The sequence below is a fragment of the Streptomyces siamensis genome (assembly GCF_039543605.1).
GTDB classification, from domain to species: domain Bacteria; phylum Actinomycetota; class Actinomycetes; order Streptomycetales; family Streptomycetaceae; genus Streptomyces; species Streptomyces siamensis.
In genome coordinates, this window is record NZ_BAABKB010000030.1 from 130,255 (window position 1) to 154,970 (window position 24,716).

A 24,716-nucleotide genomic window follows, 5' to 3' on the forward strand; every position below is an offset into this window, starting at 1 on the left:
TGCAGGCCGATTCAGGGGCACACGTACGCGTGCCCGGAGTGAAGAAACGTTCCTTCAGTTGTTCGAAGCGTGACTGCTTCCACCGGCCGATGCCGAGACCAGCCGGTTGCGCGCCCGCCCCATGAGCTCTTCGCGCTCGTCCTCGGTCAGTCCGCCCCACACGCCGTACGGCTCGCGCACCGCCAGGGCGTGTGCCGCGCACTCGGCGCGTACCGGGCATCTCATGCAGACCTCTTTGGCCGAGTTCTCGCGAGCGCTCCGTGCCGCACCACGCTCGCCCTCCGGGTGGAAGAAGAGCGAGCTGTCGACCCCGCGGCAGGCCGCGAGGAGCTGCCAGTCCCAGAGGTCCGCGTTCGGACCGGGAAGGCGGGAGAAATCTGCCATTGCGTGTCCCCTTGTTGCCGTTCTGGGCTGCTATGCCCCACCGACCGTACATCTACGATCTAAGGAGATGAAAATATGACTCATTGCGAATCTAGCCGCAGACACCAGCAAATGGGAAGAAATCGGTCTAAATGGGGCATAGGTTGTGATGAAACATTGAGGGTCCGTTGTGCATGTCTGCACCGTGTCCGCACCCTCACGTACAGTGCCGAAGACGACGGAGTGCCCCGTAACTCTTTCGAGTGACCATCGTTGAGAGTGCGGAGGCGGTTGAAGGAACAAGCGCTCGGGCAGACGGCAGAATCCGTCGGCGAGTGTCGACCGCACAGGTGACGATTCGTACCAGCCTGGAGGCTCAAGGTGACGCGCATCAGCTGCGGAGGACGGCCATGACATCCGTCCTCGTCTGCGACGACTCCCCGCTTGCCCGAGAGGCGCTCCGCCGCGCGGTGGCGACCGTGCCCGGCGTCGAGCGTGTGACGACGGCGGCCAACGGCGAGGAAGTCCTCCGCCGCTGGGGTGCCGACCGTTCGGACCTCATTCTGATGGACGTACGCATGCCCGGACTGGGCGGCGTGGAGACCGTCCGGCGGCTGCTGTCCGCCGACCCCGGTGCGCGCATCATCATGCTCACCGTCGCCGAGGACCTGGACGGCGTGGCGCTCGCCGTCGCCGCCGGCGCCCGCGGCTATCTGCACAAGGACGCCTCGCGCGCCGAGCTGCGCGCCACCGTGACGCAGGCGCTCGCCGACCCGACCTGGCGGCTCGCGCCGCGCAGACTGCGTTCGGCCGAGATGGGCGCCGCGCCCACCCTCACCGCGCGGGAGATCCAGGTTCTCGAGGGCATGAGCCACGGCCGCTCCAACGCCGAGATCGGTCGCGAGCTGTTCCTCTCCGAGGACACGGTCAAGACGCACGCCCGGCGGCTCTTCAAGAAGCTCGGCGCCTCGGACCGCGCGCACGCCGTGGCGCTCGGTTTCCGGTGGGGTCTGGTTCGCTAGGTGAACCGCCCCGAGGGTATGACGGCAGCAGCCCCCGCCCGCTCGACGGCGGGCGGGGCCGGGCCCTCACAGAGAGCCTCTTCGGTGCCCGATCCCCGTTTCCCGGCGGATGCCGCATCCTTGAGGTGTGGAGTTCCTCGGGGACAGGTCGGTCGAGCGGAAGGGGAGGGCGCAGGAGATGAGTTCCGGCGCACCTGCTCATAACGCTTCGGTGCACAACTATGGACGCGGTGCCACGGAACGGACGACGCCGAGGCACCATGGACCGATGCGCGAAGACGAGACGACGGTGATCGGCGCGCTCGTCCATCGCGCGGTCGACGGCGACGAGCAGGCCACGCACGACCTGCTCGCCCACGTACACCCACTCGCGCTGCGCTACTGCCGCACCCGTCTGTCCCGGCTTCCGGGCGACGCGCGGCACTTCGTGGAGGACCTGGCGCAGGAGGTCTGCGTCGCCGTTCTCCTCGCGCTGCCGCGCTACAAGGACACCGGGCGCCCCTTCGAGGCGTTCGTCTTCGCCATCGCCGCGCACAAGGTCGCCGACCTCCAGCGCGCCGCGATGCGCCACCCGGGCTCGACGGCCGTCCCCTCGGACGAGATGCCCGAGCGCCCCGACGACTCCCTCGGTCCCGAGGAGCGCGCCCTGCTCAGCAGCGACGCCGAATGGGCCAAGAAGCTCCTGGCCAACCTCCCCGAGAACCAGCGCGAACTGTTGCTGCTGCGCATCGCGGTGGGCCTGACGGCCGAGGAGACGGGCCAGATGTTGGGAATGTCACCCGGGGCCGTGCGGGTGGCCCAGCATCGGGCGCTCAGCCGTCTGCGGGCGCTCGCGGAGCAGTAGCCGTCCGTCGCCGCGGCGCGTGCCGCGGCCGGCGGTATTTCCCCTCGCACAGGTGCGAAGGGCGACGGGAGCGGAGGGAGGTGTCCCGCTGTCCGTGCCCCGGGCCGAACCCGTGATGAACGTCGAGGTCACCGGACCCGTACGAACATACGAAGCCGAAGCGCACCCTCAACCGTGGAATGAGAGAGCCATGCTTCCCGTTAGCATGGACATCCGCACCGATCAAGGCCATTTGGGGAAGGTGTCATGACTGCCAACGTCGACGGAGTGCCCGCCAAATTCGCGACACTCGGGCTGACCTACGACGACGTGCTGCTGCTGCCGGGCGCGTCGGACATGGCGCCCGACCAGATCGACACCGCCTCGTACATCTCGAAGAACGTGCGGGTGAACATCCCGCTGCTCTCCGCAGCCATGGACAAGGTGACCGAGTCCCGCATGGCGATCGCGATGGCGCGCCAGGGCGGTGTCGGCGTCCTCCACCGCAACCTGTCCATCGAGGACCAGGCCAACCAGGTCGACCTGGTCAAGCGCTCCGAGTCCGGCATGGTGACCGACCCGATCACGGTGCACCCGGACGCGACGCTCGCCGAGGCCGACGCGATCTGTGCCAAGTTCCGCATCTCCGGGGTGCCCGTCACCGACGGCGGCGGCAAACTCCTGGGCATCGTCACCAACCGCGACATGGCCTTCGAGACCGACCGTTCGCGTCAGGTCCGCGAGGTCATGACGCCGATGCCGCTGGTCACCGGCAAGGTCGGCATCTCCGGCCAGGACGCCATGGAACTGCTGCGGCGCCACAAGATCGAGAAGCTTCCGCTCGTCGACGACTCCGGTGTCCTCAAGGGCCTCATCACGGTCAAGGACTTCGTGAAGGCCGAGAAGTACCCGAACGCCGCCAAGGACGCCGAGGGCCGGCTGCTCGTCGGCGCGGCCGTCGGTGTGGCCGGTGACGCCTTCGAACGCGCCCAGGCCCTCATCGAGGCGGGTGTCGACTTCATCGTCGTCGACACCGCGCACGGTCACTCCCGCCTCGTCGGCGACATGGTCGCCAAGATCAAGTCGAACTCGTCCGGCGTCGACGTCATCGGCGGCAACATCGCCACCCGCGACGGTGCCCAGTCGCTCATCGACGCGGGCGTCGACGGCATCAAGGTCGGCGTCGGCCCCGGCTCCATCTGCACCACCCGCGTCGTCGCCGGCATCGGCGTGCCGCAGGTGACGGCGATCTATGAGGCGTCGCTCGCCGCCAAGGAGGCCGGTGTCCCGGTCATCGGCGACGGCGGCCTGCAGTACTCCGGCGACATCGCCAAGGCCCTGGTCGCGGGCGCCGACACGGTGATGCTGGGCTCGCTGCTCGCCGGCTGCGAGGAGTCCCCGGGCGAGCTGCTGTTCATCAACGGCAAGCAGTTCAAGTCGTACCGCGGCATGGGCTCCCTGGGCGCCATGCAGTCCCGCGGCGAGCAGCGCTCCTTCTCCAAGGACCGCTACTTCCAGGAGGGCGTCGCCTCCGACGAGAAGCTCGTGCCCGAGGGCATCGAGGGCCAGGTGCCCTACCGGGGTCCGCTCTCCGCGGTCGTCCACCAGCTGGTCGGCGGCCTGCGCCAGTCGATGTTCTACGTCGGCGGCCGCACCGTCCCCGAGCTCCAGGAGCGCGGCCGGTTCGTCCGGATCACCTCGGCGGGCCTCAAGGAGAGCCACCCGCACGACATCCAGATGACGGTCGAGGCGCCGAACTACAGCCGCAAGTAACCCGTACGGCACCGATGGGCCCCCACGCGCGCGTGGGGGCCCATCGTCGTCCACGCGCGCGTGGACACGCGCCGATCCGTGTCCCGAGGGCGGTCCCGGAGGTTCCGGGGCCGCCCTCGGCGTGGGCGTCGGGGATACTGGGAGGCGCAGAAGCGAAGAGGGAAAGGCCACACACGTGACTGAGATCGAGATCGGGCGCGGCAAGCGCGGCCGCCGGGCGTACGCCTTCGACGACATCGCCGTCGTCCCGAGCCGCCGTACGCGGGACCCGAAGGAGGTCTCGATCGCCTGGCAGATCGACGCCTACCGCTTCGAGCTGCCGTTCCTGGCCGCCCCGATGGACTCGGTCGTCTCCCCGGCCACCGCGATCCGCATCGGCGAGCTGGGCGGCCTGGGCGTCCTCAACCTCGAAGGCCTCTGGACGAGGTACGAGGACCCGCAGCCCCTGCTCGACGAGATCGCCGAGCTGGACGCGGACACCGCGACCCGCCGCATCCAGGAGATCTACGCGGCTCCGATCAAGGAGGAGCTGATCGGGCAGCGCATCAAGGAGGTGCGCGACTCCGGCGTCGTCACCGCCGCGGCCCTGTCCCCGCAGCGCACGGCCCAGTTCTCCAAGGCCGTCGTGGACGCGGGCGTGGACATCTTCGTCATCCGCGGCACCACGGTCTCCGCCGAGCACGTCTCGGGCGCCTCGGAGCCGCTGAACCTGAAGCAGTTCATCTACGAGCTCGACGTCCCGGTGATCGTCGGCGGCTGCGCCACCTACACGGCGGCGTTGCACCTCATGCGCACCGGCGCGGCGGGTGTCCTCGTCGGCTTCGGCGGCGGCGCCGCGCACACCACGCGCAACGTCCTGGGCATCCAGGTGCCCATGGCCACCGCGGTCGCGGACGTCGCCGCGGCCCGCCGCGACTACATGGACGAGTCCGGTGGCCGGTACGTGCACGTCATCGCGGACGGCGGCGTCGGCTGGTCCGGGGACCTCCCCAAGGCGATCGCCTGCGGCGCCGACTCGGTGATGATGGGCTCCCCGCTCGCACGCGCGACCGACGCGCCGGGCCGCGGCCACCACTGGGGCATGGAGGCGGTCAACGAGGAGCTGCCGCGCGGCAAGAAGGTGGACCTCGGCACCGTCGGCACCATCGAGGAGGTCCTCACGGGGCCCTCGCACACCCCCGACGGCTCGATGAACTTCTTCGGCGCCCTCCGCCGCGCCATGGCCACCACCGGCTACAGCGAGCTCAAGGAGTTCCAGCGCGTCGAGGTGACGGTCGCGGACTCCCAGCACAAGCGGTAGTCCGCGGGCACGAAGCCTGTACACGCGAAGGGCCCGTTCATCTCGGTGAACGGGCCCTTCGTCGTGAGACCGGCCTGTCAGCCGTTGGTCAGCAGTTCGGCGATGCTCGCGAGGACCAGGACGACGCCGCCGATGCCGGCGACCGTGCCGTACACCCGGTAGCGGAGACCGAGGGTCGAGCCGGCCGGCGGAGCGAAGCTGCCTGCGGCCAGGGCGTTCAGGTCCAGGTTGCGCTGCCGGAGGGCCTCCAGCGCGTCGGCGGCTCCCCGGATGTTGAAGGCGACCCAGCAGCCGGCTGTCGCGGCCGGCAGGCCGAGCAGCATCAAGAACGCATAGGGGGGCATCCTCAGACCCCGGCCTTGCGGGTGCTGGAGAACGCGACGTACGCGGCGATCGCGAAGAAGACGAACGTCAGCGGGTCGGCTTCGGCCTTCCATGCCTCCTGGACCACGTCGAAGTGGTCGAAGAAGACCTCGTTGAAGCCGACACCGAGCTCCTTGGCGCCGATCATGGCCTCGCCGACGAGCTGGCCGAGGTAGATCGAGGCGACGGACAGGATCACGCTGGCGACCGGCAGGATCTGGTTGCGGCCACCGACGCGGCCCGCGGCCAGGCCGACGAGGAAGCCGACGCCGACCGCGGCCCAGCCGATCTCGTGCTTGGTCAGACCGATGATGGCGCCGTAGACGCCCGCGGCGACCAGCGCGGCGACGACGGCGGCGGCCAGGCCGAGCGCCAGGTTGTCGCGCACCGGAGCGGCCGGCGCCACCGGGGCGACCGGGAAGCCCGGCTGGGGCGCGCCCTGCGGGGCATCCGGCCCGGGGGCGGGCGCCTGACCCGCGTACGGGTTGTTCTCGATCGGCGGGCCGGACGGCGGCGGAGTCGACTGACTCATGTGGTTCCCCCCAGGGAATGCGGGCGCACCTGTGGTGTGCGCAAGGCGTGGGAGCACACCTGTGGGCGCCCGTGACCCGGGCGCACCTGTGTGCGAGAGCTGCCGCACAGTAGCAGGCCCGGGTGACCGGGTGGGAGGGGATTACCGGGAGGTCAGAGGCGGTGCGCCGCTCCTGTCGGAGTCGCTCCCCGCGTGTCCAGGAGGAGTTGGGCCTTCACGGACAGACCTTGCAGGTCGTAGGTGCGGTGCTGCTGGATCAGGATCGTCAGGTCGGCGTCGGCCGCGGCCTCGTAGAGGGAGTCGGCGCGTGGCACGGGCCGCTCCAGGACGCTCCACGCCGGCACGTAGGGGTCGTGATAGCTGACGGAGGCGCCGAGTTCCATCAGCCGGACCGCGATCTCGTGGGCCGGGGTGCCCTGTTGGTCGACGACATCCGCCTTGTACGTGACGCCGAGGAGGAGCACGCGTGCGCCGCGGACCGATTTCCCGTGCTCGTTGAGGAGCGTGGCGGCGCGCTGGATGACGTACTGCGGCATCTGGTCGTTGACCTGCTGGGCCAGTTCGACCATCCGCAGGGTGCGCCCCGTGTGGCCACCGAGGTCCTGGGCCGTGCCGTGCCCGCCGACACCGGGGCCCGGACGGAACGCCTGGAAGCCGAACGGCTTCGTCTCGGCGCACCGGATGACGTCCCACAGGTCGACGCCCAGACTGTGGCAGAGCACCGCCATCTCGTTGACGAGCGCGATGTTGACGTGGCGGTAGTTGGTCTCCAGCAGCTGCACGGTCTCGGCCTCGCGCGGTCCACGCGCGCGTACCACCTTGTCCGTGAGACGGCCGTAGAAGGCGGCGGCCGACTCGGTGCAGGCGGGGGTCAGGCCGCCGATGACCTTCGGCGTGTTGGCGGGCGTGAAGTCGCGGTTGCCGGGGTCGACCCGGCCGGGCGAGTAGGCGAGGAAGAAGTCGCGCCCCGCGCGCAGCCCCGAACCCTCTTCGAGCAGAGGACGCAGGAAATCCTCGGTGGTTCCGGGGTACACGGGTGATTCCAGGATCACCGTGGTGTGCGGGCGCAGCCGGGTGGCCAGGGTGCGGGCGGCGGCCTCCACCTGGCCGAGGTCGAGGCCGCCGTCCGCACCTCGCGGGGTCGGCGCACAGATGACCGCGGTGCGCACCCGGCCCAGTTCGGCCGGGTTGGTGGTCGGCCGGAAGCCGCCCGCGAGCATCCGGCGCAGCTCGGCCGGGGTGAGGGGGCCGCTTTCGGGCCCCGTTCCGTAGCCGAGTGTGGGGATGCCGACGGCCACGGCGGCCTGGGCCAGGGGCAGGCCGAGATGACCGAGTCCGATGACGGCGAGATCTGCGGGCATGGCGTGGGCCGTCCTTCCCAGTAGCCGAAGCGGGACAGGTGCGCAAGCCCGGTGGACAGAACGAGCGAGTGCAATGTCACACTAGGAGTAAATATGACCGATTTGCTGGATTGTTTGGCTGAGATTCCCTGCGCGTCGTCGAGAGTTGTCCACAGGCTGAGGATCGGACGGTGGCCGAAGCAGGACATCGCGGTCAGACTTGAGGGCGGGGGGATGCGAGCCCGGTCTCGCCGGACAGGTGCGGCCAGCGCGACGGACAGCGGGAGGCAGCGATGAGGACAGCGACACTGGGGCCGGCCGAGCGTGCCGAGGCACTGGCGGGGATGGCCGAGCGCGAGCTGGACGTGCTGGTCGTGGGCGCGGGCGTGGTCGGCGCGGGCACCGCGCTCGACGCCGTGACACGCGGTCTGTCCACGGGCCTGGTCGAGGCCCGTGACTGGGCATCAGGCACGTCCAGCAGGTCCAGCAAGCTGATCCACGGTGGGCTGCGCTATCTGGAGATGCTCGACTTCGCCCTGGTGCGCGAGGCCCTCAAGGAGCGCGGCCTCCTCCTCGAACGGCTCGCACCGCACCTCGTGAAGCCCGTCCCGTTCCTCTATCCGCTCCAGCACAAGGGCTGGGAGCGGTTCTACGCGGGCTCCGGCGTCGCGCTCTACGACGCCATGTCGCTGGCCCGGGGCCACGGCCGCGGCCTGCCCAGGCACCGTCACCTGAGCCGCCGCCAGGCCCTGCGCGTCGCACCCGCCTTGAAGAAGGACGCCCTGGTCGGCGCCCTGCAGTACTACGACGCACAGATGGACGACGCCCGTTATGTCGCCACCCTGGTCCGCACCGCCGCGTCGTACGGCGCGAAGGTCGCCAACCGCGCCCGCGTCACCAGCTTCCTGCGCGAGGGCGAACGGGTCGTCGGTGCCCGCGTCCAGGACGTCGAAGGCGGCGGGGAGTACGAGATCCGCGCCAAGCAGGTCGTCAACGCCACGGGCGTGTGGACCGACGACACCCAGGCGATGGTCGGGGAGCGCGGCCAGTTCCACGTACGGGCCTCCAAGGGAATCCATCTCGTCGTGCCGAAGGACCGGATCAACTCGACGACGGGTCTGATCCTGCGTACCGAGAAGTCCGTCCTCTTCGTGATCCCCTGGGGCCGGCACTGGATCGTCGGCACCACGGACACCGACTGGGACCTCGACAAGGCGCACCCCGCCGCGTCCAGCGCCGACATCGACTACCTCCTGGAACACGTGAACTCGGTGCTGGCGGTCCCGCTCACCCGCGACGACGTCCAGGGCGTCTACGCGGGCCTGCGGCCGCTGCTCGCCGGGGAGTCGGACGCGACCAGCAAGCTCTCGCGCGAGCACACCGTGGCCCACCCCGTGCCCGGGCTCGTCGTCGTGGCCGGGGGCAAGTACACGACGTACCGGGTGATGGCCAAGGACGCGGTGGACGAGGCGGTGCACGGCCTCGACCAGCGGGTCGCCGAATGCGTCACCGAGGAGACGCCGCTGCTCGGGGCCGAGGGCTATTACGCCCTGTGGAACGCGCGGGCGCGGATCGCGCAGCGCACCGGAATCCATGTCGTGCGCGTCGAGCACCTGTTGAACCGGTACGGGTCGCTCGCCGAGGAACTCCTCGACCTCATCGCCGAGGACCCCTCCCTGGGCGAGCCCCTGGCGGCCGCCGAGGACTACCTCCGCGCCGAGATCGTCTACGCCGCCTCGCACGAGGGCGCCCGGCACCTCGACGACGTCCTGACGCGGCGCACCCGCATCTCCATCGAGACCTTCGACCGCGGCACCCGCAGCGCCCGCGAGGCCGCCGAACTGATGGCCCCGGTCCTCGGCTGGGACAAGGACCAGATCGAGCGCGAGGTCGAGCACTACGAGAAGCGCGTCGAGGCCGAGCGGGAGTCGCAGCGGCAGCCCGACGACCTGACGGCGGACGCGGCCCGGCTCGGAGCGCCGGACATCGTGCCGCTGTAGACCCCGCTCGTCACTCGAACGAGTGTCGGGAGTGGGGATCTTTGTCCGCAATCCAGTCGTTCTACGGGGTGCGGGGGCAGAACTCGGCCGCGAGCAGCGCGGGTTCGAGGCCGGGTTCTGCCAATCCGTCCGTGTTCACCCGGAAGGTGAGGACGTGACGGCCGTCGACGGTGGCCGCGGTGCGCACGTAGCTGCCGCTGATCCGGCCGTTGTGCCCCCACACCGTGACGCCGCACGACAGCTTCACGGGGAACAGCCCCATGCCGTACGAGCCGTGTGCGGTCCGGGTGTTGCGCATCTCGCGCAGCAGGTGCGGGGGCAGCAGGTCACCGCCGAGCAGGGCCGCGTAGAAGCGGTTCAGGTCGGAGAGGGTGCTGACCAGCTCGCCCGCCGCGCCGGCCGCACGCGGGTCGAGCGTGGTGACGTCCGACCCGTCCGCTGCGTAGGCCCGGCCGTGCGGCGCGGGCAGGGAGCGGCGGCTTCCCGGGAAGGACGTTCCGGACAGACCGAGGGGGGCGATGATGCGCCGCTCCGCCTCGGCGGCGTAGGAGTGGCCGGTTACCTGCTCGACGACCAGGCCGAGCAGTACGTAGTTGGTGTTGGAGTAGGCGAAGCGGCCGCGGTCGGCCGGAGGGTGGGTGAGCGCGATGCGTACGGCCTGAAGCGGGGTCACGGGGACGGTGCCCCCGGTGTCCGCGGTGAAGTCGTGCAGGCCGCTGGTGTGCGTCAGCAGGGCGCGCAGGGTCAGTTCGCGGCCGTCGTTGCCGGCGCCGCGCACCAGACCGGGAAGGTGGTCGTCCACGGTGTCGGACAGGGACAGCCGGTGCTCGGCGGCGAGTTGCAGGACGACCGTCGCGATGAACGTCTTGGTGACACTGCCCGCCCGAAAGTGGTCGGAGCGCGTTATCGCGCCACCGGTGGTGGCGAAGCGCGTGCCGGACTCCTCGCGGGTCAGCAGAGCGGCGGCCGGGGCTCCGCCCCGGGTGACGAGACGGGAGAGCGCGGCGTTCGTCGCGGCTGCCACAGGACTTCGGGAACGGACCGAGGGGCCTGTCGGCGAGCTTGCCGGAGCCTGGTCCGGCAGGTCGGCCGGGACCAGCAGGAACAACGCCAGGGACACGGGTATGGCCAGGAGTGTCCGAGGTGTCCGGCGTGCAGGCATCGGCGGTCCTTCCTTGTCGCGGTCCATCATGCGGGACGTCGTCCCGGGGGTCCGCGGCGGTCCCGGCCCGAGTGACGTCGCGGTCGCCGGGCCGTCGTCGCGTGAGAGGCACCCTGGGCGCTGAGCGCTTGTCGGGTGAGGGACAATGGAGGCTCTGTCAGGGCGGGTTGCATGAGGGGACGCATGTCGGAGGCGGAGCGGGCGGGAGCATCCCGTCAGGACAAGAGCGAACGTCTCCTCGCCGGGCGGTACCGGCTGGGGGATGTTCTCGGCCGCGGCGGCATGGGCACGGTGTGGCGGGCCAAGGACGAGACCCTGGGCCGCACCGTCGCCGTCAAGGAGCTGCGGTTCCCGTCGAGCATCGACGAGGAGGAGAAGCGACGGCTGGTCACGCGCACATTGCGCGAGGCCAAGGCGATCGCCCGGATCCGTAACAACGGCGCGGTGACGGTCTTCGACGTGGTCGACGAGGACAACAGGCCGTGGATCGTGATGGAGCTCGTCGAGGGCAAGTCGCTCGCCGAGGTCATCCGCGAGGACGGGCTGCTCACGCCGCGGCGCGCCGCCGAGGTGGGTCTGGCGATACTCGACGTGCTCCGTTCGGCGCACCGTGAGGGCATCCTGCACCGGGACGTGAAGCCGTCGAACGTGCTGATCTCCGACGACGGCCGGGTCGTGCTGACCGACTTCGGCATCGCCCAGGTCGAGGGCGACCCGTCCATCACCTCGACCGGCATGCTCGTCGGCGCCCCCTCCTACATCTCGCCGGAGCGGGCCCGCGGGCACAAGCCGGGCCCCGCGGCCGACCTGTGGTCGCTGGGCGGTCTGCTGTACGCGTCGGTGGAGGGCGTCCCTCCGTACGACAAGGGTTCCGCGATCGCGACGCTCACCGCGGTGATGACCGAGCCGGTCGAGCAGCCGAAGAACGCGGGCCCTCTGGAGAGCGTGATCTACGGCCTGCTGGCCAAGGACCCCGCGCAGCGGCTCGACGACGCGGGCGCGCGCTCCCTGCTCAACGAGGTGCTGCACACGCCCGAACCGAAGAAGGCGGAGCCGGAGCCGGTCGACGCGACGAAGGTCGTGGCTCTGCCGCCGGTGCCCGACGAGGGACCCGGCAAGGGTTCGGGCGGCGCCTCGGGCAAGCGGGGCGAGGAGGCCGGGGATCGGCTGCGCGGGGCGCTGCGTTCCGTGCGCAAGGCCGCCTCGGCTGCCGGAGCCGCCACCGCGGCGGCGACGGCGCGTGCGAAGGAGTCCGCCGGTACGGCGGCGAGCGAGCGAGCGGCCTCGGCCGGTGCCGCCACCTCGTCGTCACCCTCGGCGCCGGTGTCCGGGAAGGCCTCCGGGGCCGGGGCGGCTTCCGCCGGGAAGACGGGGGCTCGTGACGGAGCGTCGTCGGACTCCGGTTCGGCTGCGGGCTCGGCGGCGGGCTCCGCGGGCTCGGCAGGCGGCGTCTCCGGGTCGGGCTGGCCGGTGGCTCCGGAGCGGCCGCCGCGGCCGGCACCGCGGGCGTCGCTCACGGATGTCGTACCGCGCCGGACGCTGGTGATCGTCGCGGTGCTCGTGGCGCTGGCCGTGCTCGGGACCGTGCTGGCGCTCACGCTCGGCGGCGGGGACGACGAGGGGGCCAAGGGCGGCAAGAGCGGCGACACCAGGTCGGCCGCCTCCAGCGGTGTGACCGCGGGCGGCAGCGGCGGCGACAAGGACAAGGGCGGCGCCGCCCACACGGACAGCGACGACGACAAGTCGGACAAGGGCAAGGACAAGGGCAAGGGCTCCGGCGAGGACGGGAACGCGGACGACACGTCGGACCCGTCGGCGAGCGCGGAGGCCCCGTCGGGCGGTTCGGACGGCGGCAAGGAGTCGGACTCCACGGCCGTGTCGAAGTACAAGAGCGCGCAGGGCTTCTCGATCGGGCTTCCGAAGGGCTGGAAGTACCAGTCCACGGGCGCCGCGGGTGCCCGCTTCACCGGCCCCGACGGTCAGAAGCTCCTCGTCGGCTGGACGACGACGCCGAAGGACGACCCGGTCGCGGACTGGAAGAACCAGGAGCGGTACATGGTGCGCTCGCAGTATCAGCGGGTGCGCATAGAGAAGGTGGACTATCGCGGCTGGAACACGGCCGACTGGGAGTTCACCTACTCGGAGGGCGGCACCAAGTACCGGTCCATCGACCGCGGATTCGTCGTCAACTCGCATCAGGGATATGCCCTGATGTACACGGCGAAAGCGGCCGACTGGGACAGCGATCTGCGCAAGGACACCTGGAAGACGCTGACCAAGACGTTCCAGCCGAAGTCGTGACGTACCGCTCACCGGTGTGACGTTCCGCCACGGATGGTGGCCCTGAGATCTCGCATCCCCGCTTGCGGGTTGCCTCCGGCACGTATCGTGAGTGGTTGCGGACCGTACGAAGCCGTAACGGAACGCAAGGCGAACGGAATTGACCAACCGATCGGCCGGGGGAGGCATCGTGGACGACTATGCGGGACGGGTCCTCGCCGACCGCTACCGGCTGCCGCTGCCCCCGTCCGACGAGTACGAGTTCGCCGAGTCCCGCGCCTTCGACACCTACAGCGGGCAGGAAGTCCTGGTACGGCAGGTGCCGTTGCCGGAGGTCGTCGAGGCCGAGGTGCTCGACGCGGACGGCCTGCCCGAGGGGTTCGTGGCCCGGGACGGCGGGGCACGGCGGGCGTCCGCGCGGACCACCCGCCGGCCCACCGAACCGGCCGTGCGCAGGGCCGTCGAGGCCGCCCAGGCCGCCGCGCAGATCCCGGACCATCCGCGGCTCGACCAGGTCTTCGACGTGTTCGCCGAGGGCGGGTCGCTGTGGATAGTGAGCGAGTTGGTGCCGGCCAGGTCCCTGGCCGCACTGCTCGCCGAGAAGCCGCTGAGCCCCTACCGCGCCGCCGAGGTCGCCTCGGACGTCCTCACCGCGCTGCGGGTCCTGCACGCGCACGGCTGGGTGCACCGCAACATCACCGTGCGCACGGTGCTCGTCTGCGACGACGGCCGGGTCATGCTGACCGGTCTCGCCGCGGGGGCCGCCGAGGAAGCGCTGTGCGGCTACGACCCGGTGCCCGCCGGCGAGGACGCCGGCGCCGGACCCGCGCCGGGGACCGGAGCCGACGGCACCGGTCGGGCGGGGAACGGACCGGCAGGGCAGAACGGACCGGCAGGGCGCGGCGGTCCGGCGGGCGCGGACGCCTCGCGCGGTGCCTTGGGGCCCGGCACACGGGGAGCGCCCCGGGGTGCCGGAGACCGGGGCCCCGGCGGCCCCGTTCCCGGGAACGGCGGTGTGCCCGGCGTCGCCGTGGCCGCCACGTCCGGAGCCGACTCCGAGGCGGCGCGGCGGGCCGCGATCGAGGCGCGGGCGGAGCACGGCACGTCCCTTCCGGGGATGCCCGGAGCCGCTTCGGGCACCGGCCCGCGGGCGCTCGAACCGGGCGGCCCGGCCGCCGGGGGCGGCCGAGGAGCGGACGGATCCGGTGGCCCCGGCGGCGACATCCGGGCGGCGCGGGCAGGAGCCATCGCCGCGTACCGCGCCGGGGCGCGCGCCGCGGCACGCGTACAGGAGGAACAGCGGGGCGACCGGTTCGCGCTCCCGGCGCCCAGGCCCTCGGAGCACCCCGGGCAGCACGACACCCAGGTGCCGGGAAACCCCGGCCCGCACCAGGCCGGACACGGCGGACCGCCTCAGCTGCCGGGCCAGGGCGTGGAGCGCCCCCACACCGCACCTCCCGGGCAGATCGCCGATCCGTACGGCGTCGGAGGGCGCGGCAGCTGGCACGGCGCCCAGCCACGAGCCGGGGCCGTCGGCGGCGGTGACGGCCGGCAGGGCGCGCTCCCCGGAGGCGCGCACGGCGGGGCGGTCGCACGGAGCGGCCTGTCCGCGCTCGCACCCGGACAGCAGACCTCCGCCGCCGGGCAGGGCGGCGGCCCCGGTGTACCCGCGCAGACCCACGGCACTCCTCGGGGCGCCGACGCCGACCGGGCACCCGGTGACGGACGCACGCAGGGCCTCTCCTACGGAACCGAGGCCGGACCGGGGCAGGGCCCGCAGGCACGGGACGTGCAGGCGGGGGGCGGCGGCTGGGGCGAGCTCGTCGGTGCCGCGCCCTCGCGCCGCGGGCCCGGCACGGCGCTCGCCGCGGAGCGGGCCCGGCAGGCCCGGATGGCCGTGGTCGGCCCCGTGACCGAGCGGTGGGCGCCCGAACAGGCCGGCCCCGTCCACGAGAACTGGCAGCTGGCGGCGCCGATCGGCCCCGCGACCGACCTGTGGGCACTGGGCGCGCTCCTCTTCCGCGCCGTGCAGGGTCATGCGCCCTACCCGGAGGAGAACACCGCCGAGCTGGTGCAGCTGGTGTGCGCGGAGCCGCCCGCGTTCGCCGAGGAGTGCGGGCCGCTGAGGCCCGTCGTGGAGTCGCTGCTGCGCCAGGACCCCACCGAGCGCCTCGACTTCGAGGAGCTGCGCGGCTGGCTGCGGTCCTTGGTGCGGTCCGCGCCGGAACCGGAGGCGGGGGCGCATGTCGTCGCGGCACCCCCCGTCGACCCGAGCCGGCTGCCGATCGTGCGACGCCGGGGCGAGCTCGTCCGCAGGCGCCGCGCAGGGCTGCCCGCGACGAGTCCGCACGCCCGCCACAAGCGCGCCAGACAGGACCGGACGGCGAAACCCCGCCGGCTCGGGCGGAACCTGCTCCTGCTGGTCCTGCTCCTGCTGGCCGCCGCGATCGCGTACGCCATGGTCTTCATGCCCAAGGCCGACCGGAGCGGCGGTCCGGCGGACGAGCGGACCGGCGCCGCCGGGGACGTCGGTTCCCCGCCCGACACCGGCGGGGACACGAAGGCGAGCAGCGAGCCACGTCCCGACCAGACCTCCCCGGGCACGGACAGGAGTCCTTCGGGGGCGTCCAGTTCGGCCGCCTCGCAGAACCCGGACGACCCGGACGTCGCCAGGGGCTTCACCCTGCGCAAGGATCCCGAGGGATTCCGGGTCGCCGTGGCGAGCGGCTGGGACCGAGCGCCGAAGAACGGCCGTGGTCAGGTCGTCTACTCGCAGGGCGACTTCGAGCTCATCGTGGTGCCCGGCCGGGACGGCACGGGGACGTACGGCAGTGACCCGATGACGTACCAGCGGGAGAGCGAGAAGGAGTTGCAGCCGTTCCGGGACTCGACCTGGGCGACGTCCAGCGGGATGCGGCGCATCGACGTGGGCGGACGGGCCATGGCCGAGGGCCAGTTCACCTGGCAGGACTCCCAGGACCGCTCGCTCTACGTCCGCAATCTCGCGATCCTCGTCGGCGGGCGCTATCACGTGGTGCAGGTACGCGGGCCCGAGGCCGAGCGGGACGAGGTGACCCGCCTGTACGAGCAGGCGTCGCAGACCTACCAAGTCACCGGCTGAGCACGGACCGTACGGTCGTCCGGCCCCTGAACGCCGGTGTGCGCAGGCGAGAGACGTGAACACCGGATGGTTCCCTTCCGTACACGGAAGGGAGAACCGTCACAGTGCGGTCTCCGTACGACCCCGCTTGTTCCCTGCGCGGGGACCGCTCTTTAGTCTGACCCTGTCAAGACCATTGCGGGGAAACGTGAATCAGATGCAGGGCCTGCTCCTCGCGGGCCGCTACCGGCTTGTCGACTCCATCGGCAGCGGTGGCATGGGCCGGGTGTGGCGCGCACACGACGAGGTGCTGCACCGCGCGGTCGCGGTCAAAGAGCTGACCGCCGCGCTGTACGTCGCCGAGGGCGACCTGGCCCGGTTGCTCGCCCGCACCCATGCGGAGGCGCGGGCCGCCGCCCGGATCAACCACTCGGCCGTCGTCACCGTGCACGACGTCCTGGAGCACGACAACCGTCCGTGGATCGTCATGGAGCTGGTCGAGGGCAACTCGCTGGCCGACGAGGTCAAGGAGCAGGGCCGCGTCGAACCGGCCGAGGCGGCCCGGATCGGGCTGTGGGTGCTCCGCGCGCTGCGGGCCGCCCACGCCGCCGGCGTACTCCACCGTGACGTCAAACCGGGCAACGTCCTGCTGTCCGTCGACCGGCGCGTCCTGCTGACCGACTTCGGCATCGCACAGGTCGAGGGCGACACGACCATCACGCGCACCGGCGAGATCGTCGGTTCGGTGGATTATCTGGCGCCCGAGCGGGTCCGTGGACACGACCCCGGACCCTCCTCCGACCTGTGGGCACTCGGCGCGACGCTGTACACGGCGGTGGAGGGCAGGTCTCCGTTCCGCCGCACCTCGCCGCTGAGCACCATGCAGGCCGTGGTCGACGAGGAACCGCCGCCGCCGCAGTACGCCGGCGCGCTGGAGCCCGTCATCACCGCGCTGCTGCGCAAGGACCCCGCCACACGCCCGAGCCCCCAGGAAACCGAGCAGATGCTCGCCGAGGCCGTGGAGGGGCGCCGGCCGAAGGCCGCGCAGGCGTACGTGCCGACGGAGCACCTGGACACGGACGTCACGCGCCGTCCGGGCCACCCGGACCACGGGACCGGCGCTCACATGCCGCCGTCGCACGGCGGACCGGGCGTGCCCTACGGCGGCCCCGGGCCGGCCTACGGCGGACCCGGCGTCACCGCGCACCAGACCCTGCACGCGGGAACCGCGCCCGCCCCGCGCAAGCGGCGGCGCGGCCCCGTCACCGCCCTCGTCGTCGTGCTGGCGGCGCTCGTCGGCGGAGGCACCGCCATCGGCGTCAAGTACGTGAGCGACTGGCGCAAGGACAACACCTCCGTCACCGGCACCGGTGGAACCCGGACCGGCAAGGAGACCGGCGGGACCGGCAAGAGCGGGCAGTCCACCCCCACCCGCACCCCCGCCGGCGCCGTCCCCGACAGCTGGGTGCGCGTGCACGACGTGGACGGCTTCAGCCTCGCGCTGCCCAGCAGGAAATGGCAGCGGCAGGCCAACGGCTCGCAGGTCGACTACACGCCCGACGGCGGGAAGCACTTCATCCGCATCGCCGTGGACGACTCGCCGGACTTCGAGAACCCGTACATGCACCAGCTCGACCTGGAGAAGCAGCTGACGAAGCTCCAGGCCTACTCGCGGGTGAGCCTCCAGTCCAACACCTTCCGCGACTGCCCCGGATCCCTCTGGGACTTCACCTGGACCGCGCTGCCCAAGCAGACACCGTTCCCGGGCGCCCGCCGCGCCATCGAGCAGACCTATCTCGACCGTGACGGCGTCGAGTACGCGATCTACATGTCGGCGCCCGCGGCGGACTGGGCCACCGCCCGCGAGCAGTTCGACGTGGTGCTGCGGGGCTGGCGCCCCAAGGCCTGATACCGCCCACGCCGTCGTCGCCGCCCCGGAGGGTCCCCGTCCGGTGCGGCATGATGGGGCCCATGGGGACCGAGGGGGAGAACGTCCGTGTGATCGCGGGCCGTTACCGGCTGACCGCCAGGATCGGGCGCGGCGGCATGGGGGTCGTCTGGCGTGCCACCGACCAGCTGCTCGGCCGGCAGGTGGCGGTGAAGGAACTCTCCCTCGACGACTCGCTCTCGGCGGACGAGGCCCGGCAGCAACGCGACCGCACCCTGCGCGAGGCCCGTGCCGTCGCGCAGCTGCGGCACCCGCACATCATCGTCGTGCACGACGTCGTCGAGGACGACGAGCGGCCGTACATCGTGATGGAGCTCATCGACGGCGGCTCCCTCGCCGAACGGATCTCCGCGCGGGGGCCGGTGGACGCCCGCGAGGCCGCACGCATCGGCATCGACCTCCTCGGCGCGCTGCGCCGCGCACACGACGCGGGTGTCCTGCACCGCGATCTCAAGCCCGCCAACGTCCTGCTGGAGGCGGGCAGCGACCGCGTCGTGCTCACCGACTTCGGCATCGCCCAGGTGGCGGGCGCGACGACGCTGACCGAGAGCGGCGCGTTCGTCGGCTCGCCCGAGTACACCGCTCCCGAGCGGATGTCCGGGGTCAGGACGGGACCCGAGTCCGACCTGTGGTCGCTCGGCGCGCTGCTGTGCACGATCCTGAGCGGCGAATCGCCCTTCCGCCGCGACTCGTTGGGCGGCATCCTGCACGCCGTCGTCGTCGACGAGATCCGCCCGCCCGCCCAGGCCGCTCCGCTCCTGCCGGTCGTGCGCGGCCTGCTGGAACGCGACCCCGAGCGGCGGCTCGGCGCGGCCGAGGCGGAGCGGATGCTGCGCGCCTTCCGGGACACCGGGCGTACGCCGCGGCTGTCGGTGCCGTACACGCCGACACAGCGCGACGTACCGAGACCGAAACCCGTGCCGTCCCCGTCGACCGGCACCGTGGTGGACGGCCCGCCGAAGCAGTCCACGCGGGGTGTCCTGGTCGCCGCGGCCCTGGTCGCGGCGATGGTCGGCGCGGGCGTGTCGGCGGCGGCACTGCTGATGAACGACGGCGGGGGCGGGGGCGGTGCGCCCTCCTCGTCGAGCACGGCCCACACGTCCGGCACACCGAGTACGCCCAGTGCCTCGCGTACGCCGTCCGCGTCGCCCGAGCGGCCCGCCCCGACGGTCACCGTGACCCGGCGGCAGAGCCCTGCCGACACTTCCCGCACCGCGCCCTCGGGCTACCACGTCGCGCGGGACCAGGGCTTCTCGCTCGCCGTGCCCGACGGGTTCACCCGCGATCCGCAGGGGGAGCGGGTCTTCTACATGTCACCGGGGCAGACCTTCCGGATCGGCATCAAGGTGGCCGACCCCGAACCGGGCGGCCCCCTCGCGGTGATGCGCGAGTCCGCCGCCAAGGGCCCCGCGAACAACCCGGGTTACCGCGACGGCGTCGTCAAGCAGACCACCCACGCCGGAGCGCCCGCCGCGCTGTGGCAGTTCACCTGGGACGGCTTCGACGAGGCGGAGGGCGCCCGGCACACCTACGACCTGTGCTGGGAGGAGGGCGGCCGGATGTACGACGTGTGGGTCTCGGCGCCTGTCGGGAAGGTGACCGAGGCCAAGGAGTACTTCGACGTGGCGGTGGACACGTTCACGGTGACCTGAACGGGTGCCCGCGCGGCGGTTCATGGCGACCCGAGCGGGCGCCTGCGCGTCCCGCGACGGCCGCGTACGCCTGAGCCAGGGCACAGGCCGTACGTACTGCCGTAAACAGGAGATAAGGGATGGCGCGCGTCACGGGTGTGTGACCGGCCGCCGACGGGGCTGGAAGCCGAACCCCCACCACGATAGAGATGGAGGCATGAGCAACAACGGGGGAGTCCCGCACGGGGCCGACGAACCGACCAGTTTCGGTCTGCAACCGCCGCGCCCGGCGGCACCGGCACCACCGTCGGCCGTGCCGTATCCGGGCAATCCCTACGCCGCACCCACCCAGGTCGTCCCCGAGCAGCAGGCCCGTGCCGCGCAGGACCCGGGAACGGGCCGGCTGATCGCCGGCCGCTACCGCCTGCTCGCCAAGCTCGGGCACGGCGGCATGGGAACGGTCTGGCGGGCCAAGGACGAGACGGTGGACCGCGAGGTCGCCGTCAAGGAACCGCGCGTCCCGGACCACCTTCCCGAGCGTGAACGCTCCAACGCCTTCGAGCGGATGCGCCGCGAGGCGCGCGCCGCCGCACGGCTCGACCACCCGGCGGTCGTGAACGTCCACGACGTCGCGGTCGTGGACGGACAGCCCTGGATCGTCATGGAACTCGTGCAGGGTCGCTCGCTGGGAGACGCCCTCCAGGAGGGCACGCTCGGCGTCCGCGAGGCCGCGCGCGTCGGCCTGGAGGTTCTCGGAGCCCTGGAGGCCGCGCACGCGGCGGGCGTACTGCACCGCGACGTCAAGCCCGACAACGTCCTGCTGGGCCGTCACGACCGCGTCGTCCTCACCGACTTCGGCATCGCGCAGATCGAGGGCGAGACCAGTCTGACGGACACCGGCGGCTTCGTCGGCTCCCCCGAGTACATCGCTCCGGAACGGGTGCTGGGGCAGCGCCCCGGGCCGGCGTCCGACCTGTGGTCGCTCGGCGTGGTGCTCTACACGGCCACCGAGGGCGTCTCCCCGTTCCGGCGCAGCAACACGCCCGCGACGCTCCAGTCGGTCCTCAACTCCACGCCCGCGGCGCCCGCTTCGGCGAGCGGCCCGCTCGCCGAGGTCATCAACGGGCTGCTGGACAAGGACCCCTCACGCCGGCCGGACGCGGACCGGGTGCGGCGGCTCCTGGAGGAGGCGGCGCGACCGCCGGCCCCGGCGCCCACCCAGGTCGCGCAGGTCACGCAGGTCGCGTCGCCGGACGGCAAGGGCGTCCGGGTGGGCCGCAAGACCCTGCTCGGCATCGGTGCGGCGGTCGTCGCGGCGGCCGTGGCGGCGTACCTGGTGATCGCCGACCCCTTCGCGGGGCCACTGCCGGACGGCTGGAAGAAGACGCACGAGAAGGACGTCGCCGCGACGCTCGCGGTGCCCAAGGACTACCAGGCGAGCAGGCCCGACCGCTCGTCGGACAAGACCCACTGGGTCACGTACACCGACTGGAGCGGCAGCATCTGGGTCGGTCTCACGCTGTCCAGGAAGGTGGAGGACGCCGGCAAGCAGATCAAGGGCTCCGCCGCCGCCGAGATGTACGCCGACAACGACAAGTTCAAGGAGAGCGGCGAGTACGCCCTGAACATGCCCGAGGGGCCGCGGACGTCCACGGACGGGAACGCCGCGTACGACGGCAAGCCCGCTGCGCAGAACACGGTGAGCTACACGACCACCGACAGCCAGAACCCCCGCCCCCGCGAGGTGAAGATCTTCTACTACAAGTCGTCCGCGGGCGACATGTACAAGCTCACCATCAGCTACCCGGGCAAGGGCGACTTCACGGCACGCGGCCGTGAAGTCGCAAAGGCGGCGATCGCGAACCTGGACATCGACAAGCTCTGAGGCTCCGTCGCGGGGGAGGGGCTGCGCCCGGGCCGCTTCAGCGGCCCGGGCCCCGCTCGGACCGGACCGGCAGCCCCGCTCGGACCGGACCGGCAGTTTGGCTCGGGCCGGACCCACGGTTCCGGCTCGGACCGGACCGGCGGCCCCGGGCGAGCCGGGCCGACCGGCGGCCCGGGCGGGGATCAGGCCAGCTTGGCGGTCTGGGCCTTGATGATCTCGGACGGGATGTCGTAGTCGGCGGCGCCGTCCGCGGTCTCGCCCGAGAACGCGGCCAGGCTCAGCGTGTAGTACGTGGCGACCGTGCCGCCGTGGCGGACGACCTCGCCGTGCACGGTCACGTCGCCACCGTCGGCATCCACGGTCACCGCGAACGCGACGGCCTCGTCGCCCTCACTGGAGGCCTTCTCGCTCTCCACCTCGGTGATCTTCTGGGTGTCGCCCTTGTCCGCGGCCTTGAAGCCGCCCGCGCAACCCTTCACCGCGTCGGACACCGAGGACAGGGTCTTCTCGGCGCCGTCGCCCTCGTAGGAGGAGAGCGAGACGATCGTCACCGTGCCGGTCAGGGCGTCGGTGATCGACTTCATCGCGTCGTCGAGCTCCTCGTCCGTCATGTCCTCCAGCTTCTTGGAGGGAGACGCGCTGGGGGCGGCCGAAGGGTCCTGGGTGACCACGCGCTTGACGTCGGCGGCGGAGTCACCGGGCGCGAGCCCCGCCATGACGTAGGCGATCGGCGCGCACTTCGCGTCCTCCACCTTCAGGTCGTCCTTGGTGGTGGTGAACCCGTCGGACTTGTCCGTCGACTCGACCTTGTAGCCGTCGACGTCGCTCGTGACGATGATCCGCTGCTCCAGCTCGGCGCCGCTGAGGGCCTTCGCCGCAGTGGTCTCCTTGTCCGCGCGGGTGCTCTTGCCGCTGTCGTCGGAGCTGTCGGAGCAGCCGGTGGCCAGGGTGAGGGTGAGGGCCGAGGCGACCGCGACGATGCCTGCGCGCGACAGCGCGAGTCCGTTCATTTTTGTCGATCCTTCGATCTGTCCGAGGCGAAAGGGCTATGAGGGACGGGTCAAGGACTATGGGGGACGGGTCAAGGAATCGTCAACCGATCAAGGTCGGAAGTGTTCGCTCCTGCATCGCCCTTACGCCGAAGGGGCTTTGAGGGGGCGTCGGGAGACGAGGTCCCGGCGTGGACGGCGCGGCCCTCCGGTGAGGGCGCCGGGGGCTTTCGAGGACGCCGCCCCGGGTGTCCGCCGAGCGCGGAGGACGCCCGGGTCCTCCGCCGGGGACATCCCGGAACGCCACCGGGGGTACCCCGCAACGCCACCGCGGGCGTCCCGGTCGTCCCCGCGCTGTCCCGGGCGACGTCCCCGCGATGTCATCAACCCGTGATCGTCGGGCGAACAACGCCCTGATCAGGGCGTTTGTTGCCAGCGATCACTGGCAGCGTGTGTGCAGTCCGTGAAAGCCGATTACCGACGGGTACCCAAAGGGGCCGGGCAGGCATACCCTGCGGCTCATGACGGACTCGCAGGCCACGGAGCAGGCCACGGAAACGACCAGCGGCGACGAGGCCGGTACGGGCAGGCCCGGTACCAACCCCCTCGCGCCCGCCCCCGCGGGGGCCCGCACCGCAGCCGACGTCGTGACGCCCGAGCTGGTGGCCCAGCTCACCAAGGGCGTGGCCGGCTCCGGGCGGACCGCCAACCACACCCCGTTCACCGGCGAGAAGCTGGCCGACCTGCCCGAGTCCACCCCCGAGGACGTCGCCGAGGCGTTCGCGCGGGCCCGCACGGCGCAGATCGCCTGGGGAGCCACGCCCGTCCGGCAGCGCGCCGCCGTGCTCCTGCGCTTCCACGACCTCGTCCTCGCCCGGCAGGCCGAGGTGCTGGACCTCATCCAGCTGGAGACCGGCAAGGCCCGGCTCCACGCGCACGAGGAGGTCCAGGCCGTCACGGTCGCCGCACGGCACTACGGACGCAAGGCGCCCGCGTATCTGAGGCCCAAGCGGCACACCGGCGCCGTGCCGACCCTCACCAAGGTCACCGAACTGCGCCACCCGCGCGGTGTCGTCGGCCAGATCGCCCCCTGGAACTACCCGCTCGAACTGTCCGTCGGCGACGCCCTCCCGGCGTTCGTCGCGGGCAACGCCGTCGTGATGAAGCCCGACACCGAGACCTGCCTCACCGCGCTGTGGGCGCGTGACCTGCTCATCGAGGCGGGGCTGCCCGCAGAGGTCTTCCAGGTCGTCATCGGCGACGGGCCCGTCGTGGGTCCCGAGGTCGTCAGGCACGCCGACTACGTCTCCTTCACCGGGTCCACGCGCACCGGCCGGGAGGTCGCCCAGGGCGCCGCGGCCCGCCTCGTCGGCGTCTCCCTCGAACTCGGCGGCAAGAACGCCATGGTGGTCCTGGAGGACGCCGACATCGACAAGGCCGCCGCGGGCGCCGTCCGCGCCTGCTTCTCCTCGGCCGGCCAACTCTGCATCTCCATCGAGCGGCTCTACGTCCACGAGTCCATCGCCGACGCGTTCGCGGACCGGTTCGCCGCCCGCACCAGGGCCATGCGCCTCGGCACCTCGCTCGCCTACGGCGCCGACATGGGCTCCCTGGTCGGCGAGCGGCAGCTGGAGACCGTGACCCGGCACGTGGAGGAGGCCGTCGCCAAGGGCGCCAAGGTCGTCGCCGGCGGAGTCGCCCGCCCCGACATCGGCCCCTACTTCTACGAGCCGACCATCCTCGACGGCGTCGAGGCACCGATGGCCGTCTGCGCCGAGGAGACCTTCGGGCCCGTCGTCTCCCTCTACCGTTTCAAGACCGAGGACGAGGTCGTCGAGCTCGCCAACGCCACGCCCTACGGCCTCAATTCGTCCGTGTGGACCAAGGACGGCCGCCGGGGCCGCGCGGTCGCGGCCCGGCTGCGCACCGGCACGGTCAACGTCAACGAGGGCTACGCGCCCGCGTACGGCAGCGTCCAGTCGCCGATGGGCGGCATGAAGGACTCCGGTCTCGGCCGCCGGCACGGCTCCGAGGGCATCCTCAAGTACACGGAGGCCCAGACGGTCGCCCAGCAGCGGCTGTTGCCGATGGCGCCGTCGCTCGGCATGGACGACGAGAAGTACGCGGCGTTCATGAGCCGGAGCCTCAAGGTCATGAAGGCGTTCCGGCTCCGCTAGACGCCGCGGCCCCCGGGGCGGGCCTGTC

At 72.0% G+C, this 24,716-nt stretch carries 17 protein-coding genes; 11 read left to right on the forward strand and 6 right to left on the reverse strand.

Annotation, left to right across the window (positions count from 1 at the left end; genetic code table 11):
• Positions 1-54 precede the first annotated feature (54 nt).
• Positions 55-384, reverse strand: coding sequence for a WhiB family transcriptional regulator (locus ABEB03_RS31450; protein ID WP_028805398.1), 330 nt, complete (start codon positions 382-384; stop codon positions 55-57).
• 389 nt (positions 385-773) lie between these two features.
• On the opposite strand from ABEB03_RS31450, the gene ABEB03_RS31455 reads away from it, so the two are divergent.
• The 4 genes from ABEB03_RS31455 to ABEB03_RS31470 all read left to right on the forward strand — a co-directional run bounded on the left by ABEB03_RS31455 (position 774) and on the right by ABEB03_RS31470 (position 5,281).
• Positions 774-1,385, forward strand: coding sequence for a response regulator transcription factor (locus tag ABEB03_RS31455; RefSeq protein ID WP_003948568.1), 612 nt, complete (start codon positions 774-776; stop codon positions 1,383-1,385).
• Between the two features lie 268 nt (positions 1,386-1,653).
• Positions 1,654-2,229, forward strand: coding sequence for a sigma-70 family RNA polymerase sigma factor (locus ABEB03_RS31460; protein ID WP_028805397.1), 576 nt, complete (start codon positions 1,654-1,656; stop codon positions 2,227-2,229).
• Positions 2,230-2,475: 246 nt separating this feature from the next.
• The gene (guaB, locus tag ABEB03_RS31465) at positions 2,476-3,981 is read left to right on the forward strand and encodes an IMP dehydrogenase (protein ID WP_345656237.1); all 1,506 of its coding nucleotides are present in this window, start codon (positions 2,476-2,478) and stop codon (positions 3,979-3,981) included.
• 175 nt (positions 3,982-4,156) lie between these two features.
• Positions 4,157-5,281: a GuaB3 family IMP dehydrogenase-related protein gene (locus ABEB03_RS31470; RefSeq protein WP_028805395.1), complete on the forward strand. Its 1,125-nt coding sequence runs from the start codon at positions 4,157-4,159 to the stop codon at positions 5,279-5,281.
• 77 nt (positions 5,282-5,358) lie between these two features.
• On the opposite strand, the gene ABEB03_RS31475 is transcribed toward ABEB03_RS31470, so the two are convergent.
• From ABEB03_RS31475 to ABEB03_RS31485, 3 genes are all read right to left on the reverse strand, one after another.
• Positions 5,359-5,625 (reverse strand): hypothetical protein, encoded by a 267-nt coding sequence (locus ABEB03_RS31475; protein ID WP_345656238.1) that lies wholly within the window; start codon positions 5,623-5,625, stop codon positions 5,359-5,361.
• A 2-nt stretch (positions 5,626-5,627) separates the two neighbouring features.
• A complete protein-coding gene (locus ABEB03_RS31480; RefSeq protein ID WP_345656239.1) occupies positions 5,628-6,176 on the reverse strand; it encodes a hypothetical protein in 549 nt (182 codons plus the stop codon).
• A gap of 152 nt (positions 6,177-6,328) precedes the next feature.
• Positions 6,329-7,537, reverse strand: a complete 1,209-nt coding sequence (locus ABEB03_RS31485) for a nucleotide sugar dehydrogenase (RefSeq protein WP_345656240.1) — start codon at positions 7,535-7,537, stop codon at positions 6,329-6,331.
• Between the two features lie 272 nt (positions 7,538-7,809).
• On the opposite strand from ABEB03_RS31485, the gene ABEB03_RS31490 reads away from it, so the two are divergent.
• Entirely contained in the window at positions 7,810-9,516 is a 1,707-nt protein-coding gene (locus ABEB03_RS31490; RefSeq protein ID WP_095936094.1) for a glycerol-3-phosphate dehydrogenase/oxidase, read from the forward strand.
• A 61-nt stretch (positions 9,517-9,577) separates the two neighbouring features.
• On the opposite strand, the gene ABEB03_RS31495 is transcribed toward ABEB03_RS31490, so the two are convergent.
• Positions 9,578-10,678 carry a serine hydrolase domain-containing protein gene (locus ABEB03_RS31495; RefSeq protein WP_345656241.1) on the reverse strand — a complete coding sequence of 367 codons (1,101 nt, stop codon included), beginning with the start codon at positions 10,676-10,678 and terminating at the stop codon, positions 9,578-9,580.
• Positions 10,679-10,861: 183 nt separating this feature from the next.
• Here ABEB03_RS31495 and ABEB03_RS31500 point away from each other — a divergent pair, with 183 nt between their 5' ends.
• From ABEB03_RS31500 to ABEB03_RS31520, 5 genes are all read left to right on the forward strand, one after another.
• Complete coding sequence (locus tag ABEB03_RS31500) at positions 10,862-12,979, forward strand: serine/threonine-protein kinase (RefSeq protein WP_345656453.1); 2,118 nt, start codon at positions 10,862-10,864, stop codon at positions 12,977-12,979.
• Between the two features lie 169 nt (positions 12,980-13,148).
• A complete protein-coding gene (locus ABEB03_RS31505; RefSeq protein ID WP_345656242.1) occupies positions 13,149-16,079 on the forward strand; it encodes a protein kinase domain-containing protein in 2,931 nt (976 codons plus the stop codon).
• Positions 16,080-16,275: 196 nt separating this feature from the next.
• A complete protein-coding gene (locus ABEB03_RS31510; RefSeq protein ID WP_345656454.1) occupies positions 16,276-17,967 on the forward strand; it encodes a serine/threonine-protein kinase in 1,692 nt (563 codons plus the stop codon).
• A gap of 62 nt (positions 17,968-18,029) precedes the next feature.
• On the forward strand, positions 18,030-19,658 hold the full coding sequence (locus ABEB03_RS31515; RefSeq protein ID WP_345656243.1) for a serine/threonine-protein kinase: 1,629 nt from the start codon (positions 18,030-18,032) through the stop codon (positions 19,656-19,658).
• A 196-nt stretch (positions 19,659-19,854) separates the two neighbouring features.
• Positions 19,855-21,522, forward strand: coding sequence for a serine/threonine-protein kinase (locus ABEB03_RS31520; protein ID WP_345656244.1), 1,668 nt, complete (start codon positions 19,855-19,857; stop codon positions 21,520-21,522).
• A gap of 182 nt (positions 21,523-21,704) precedes the next feature.
• Here the strand turns inward: ABEB03_RS31520 and ABEB03_RS31525 are convergent, their stop codons facing one another.
• A complete protein-coding gene (locus tag ABEB03_RS31525) occupies positions 21,705-22,532 on the reverse strand; it encodes a hypothetical protein (RefSeq protein WP_345656245.1) in 828 nt (275 codons plus the stop codon).
• Positions 22,533-23,032: 500 nt separating this feature from the next.
• Between ABEB03_RS31525 and ABEB03_RS31530 the strand changes: the two genes are divergently transcribed.
• Positions 23,033-24,688, forward strand: a complete 1,656-nt coding sequence (locus ABEB03_RS31530; RefSeq protein WP_345656246.1) for a succinic semialdehyde dehydrogenase — start codon at positions 23,033-23,035, stop codon at positions 24,686-24,688.
• Positions 24,689-24,716: the final 28 nt, after the last annotated feature.

Bases quoted from the DNA above. Each gene is read 5' to 3' on its own strand.
- ABEB03_RS31495 (WP_345656241.1), bottom strand. From the start codon at position 10,678: ATGCCTGCACGCCGGACACCTCGGACACTCCTGGCCATACCCGTGTCC.
- ABEB03_RS31460 (WP_028805397.1), top strand. From the start codon at position 1,654: ATGCGCGAAGACGAGACGACGGTGATCGGCGCGCTCGTCCATCGCGCG.
- ABEB03_RS31510 (WP_345656454.1), top strand. From the start codon at position 16,276: ATGCAGGGCCTGCTCCTCGCGGGCCGCTACCGGCTTGTCGACTCCATC.
- ABEB03_RS31525 (WP_345656245.1), bottom strand. From the start codon at position 22,532: ATGAACGGACTCGCGCTGTCGCGCGCAGGCATCGTCGCGGTCGCCTCG.
- guaB (WP_345656237.1), top strand. From the start codon at position 2,476: ATGACTGCCAACGTCGACGGAGTGCCCGCCAAATTCGCGACACTCGGG.
- ABEB03_RS31485 (WP_345656240.1), bottom strand. From the start codon at position 7,537: ATGCCCGCAGATCTCGCCGTCATCGGACTCGGTCATCTCGGCCTGCCC.
- ABEB03_RS31490 (WP_095936094.1), top strand. From the start codon at position 7,810: ATGAGGACAGCGACACTGGGGCCGGCCGAGCGTGCCGAGGCACTGGCG.
- ABEB03_RS31450 (WP_028805398.1), bottom strand. From the start codon at position 384: ATGGCAGATTTCTCCCGCCTTCCCGGTCCGAACGCGGACCTCTGGGAC.
- ABEB03_RS31455 (WP_003948568.1), top strand. From the start codon at position 774: ATGACATCCGTCCTCGTCTGCGACGACTCCCCGCTTGCCCGAGAGGCG.
- ABEB03_RS31500 (WP_345656453.1), top strand. From the start codon at position 10,862: ATGTCGGAGGCGGAGCGGGCGGGAGCATCCCGTCAGGACAAGAGCGAA.
- ABEB03_RS31480 (WP_345656239.1), bottom strand. From the start codon at position 6,176: ATGAGTCAGTCGACTCCGCCGCCGTCCGGCCCGCCGATCGAGAACAAC.
- ABEB03_RS31475 (WP_345656238.1), bottom strand. From the start codon at position 5,625: ATGCCCCCCTATGCGTTCTTGATGCTGCTCGGCCTGCCGGCCGCGACA.
- ABEB03_RS31520 (WP_345656244.1), top strand. From the start codon at position 19,855: ATGAGCAACAACGGGGGAGTCCCGCACGGGGCCGACGAACCGACCAGT.
- ABEB03_RS31530 (WP_345656246.1), top strand. From the start codon at position 23,033: ATGACGGACTCGCAGGCCACGGAGCAGGCCACGGAAACGACCAGCGGC.
- ABEB03_RS31515 (WP_345656243.1), top strand. From the start codon at position 18,030: ATGGGGACCGAGGGGGAGAACGTCCGTGTGATCGCGGGCCGTTACCGG.